Annotated in this window: 1 protein-coding gene; it reads right to left on the bottom strand. The window is 42.0% G+C overall.

Translation table 11 applies throughout. The features are described 5' to 3' along the window. Positions 1-140: 140 nt before the first annotated feature. Positions 141-1,076 carry a BsuBI/PstI family type II restriction endonuclease gene (locus FFM73_RS12515; protein WP_137631944.1) on the bottom strand — a complete coding sequence of 312 codons (936 nt, stop codon included), beginning with the start codon at positions 1,074-1,076 and terminating at the stop codon, positions 141-143. Positions 1,077-1,279 lie beyond the last annotated feature (203 nt).

The following is a 1,279-nucleotide window of genomic DNA, read 5'->3' as shown; positions in this document are numbered from 1 at the left end:
AAATAGTGTAGTGTCCTATTTGCGTGTTCAAATATAATAATGGTATAGAAAAAGGAGTTGAAAGGCAAACTGCCTATCAACTCCAAATATCGTAGCACCAGAAATTTGCACAGCGTTTTTTTGTCTGGTTTTAGATCAACCTAATCCGGTAGATCCATAAAATGCGCCTCGTCCATATGAACCAGGTGTTCTGGAATCGTGGCGATCCAGATCTTAGTACCCCAGTTGATGGCATCAAGGGTGTTCTTAAAGCTATCCCCATCCGCGAGAACGGTAACGAATACTAATTCAGCATCGCCGCTATAAGCTTCTTTAAGGATCTCAATATGGCTGCCAGTGATCGTTGTACCAGCAGGTGTGGCCGTCAGTAAGAATAACCGGTTACGGTCGTGATCGTAGAGGATAATGTCGGGCATGGCTTTTGGCAGTATTGATGAGAAGCCTAATTCAGTTAACCGTTGCTGTTCGGTCTTCAAATCTCGGTGAGGGTCGTCAGCAAGATGCAGTAGTTCTGCTTTTCCGGCAAAATGAGGGACAAATTTTTCCAGAACTGCTTTACTCAATTGATTATGATTATTTTTGGGTAATTTAATTTGTTCAGCATTGGTACCCTGAAAATTAATCGTCAGTTGAGGGGTATGTGAGAGCTGTGACTGGCTGTTGATCAAGTCGGCATGCCGTTTTAAAAAGGCGGTTAGCAGCGACTGGTACTGCGGTGTCCCGTAAGCTGTTACTAACTCAAAGAAGTCAGCTGATAAAAACCAGTGGGCTTCTTTAGGTTTAGTCCCCGTTTTAGCGCTGTCATTAGTGCTTAAGCCAAATGCCAGCATTCTTTGCGCACCTAATTCGTAAAAATCTTCAAGGGTGTTTTCATCAAATTGCAGGCTGTAGATATTTTGCAGGAAAAATAGGGCCCGCCGAATTTGAATGCCACGGTTAGTTGCGTCAGACCATTTCATTTCTGGGGTCAAATGCGCGGCTCCCAGTAGAAAAAAGACCGCCATATTGCTTGCGGTTAGATTAGAATCAAATTTTACGTCTTTGAGTATTTGGACAGTATCATCAAGTTTGGCCATTGTAATCCTCCATTAAATTAGTTTCTTCATACTCATTATAACAGTAGTTAAGTAAGCACACTATAACCGGACGTATTGAAACACAAAACGGACTTCCTCATATTTGAGTTAGTCCGTTTTTGTATTTCATTCAGTTACTAATTGCTGATCAGGTTCATAATTCCACGGTAAACAAGCCTCCAATTGCGCTTCTTTTGGGAAAG

Origin of the sequence: Secundilactobacillus hailunensis (genome assembly GCF_005405185.1) — a bacterium.
Classification (GTDB): Bacteria; Bacillota; Bacilli; order Lactobacillales; family Lactobacillaceae; genus Secundilactobacillus; species Secundilactobacillus hailunensis.
The sequence above is the reverse complement of the archived record's forward strand: the minus strand, read 5'-3'. Positions and strand labels throughout refer to the sequence as shown.

Coding starts and splice junctions, on each gene's coding strand:
- FFM73_RS12515 (WP_137631944.1), bottom strand. CDS start 1,076: ATGGCCAAACTTGATGATACTGTCCAAATACTCAAAGACGTAAAATTT.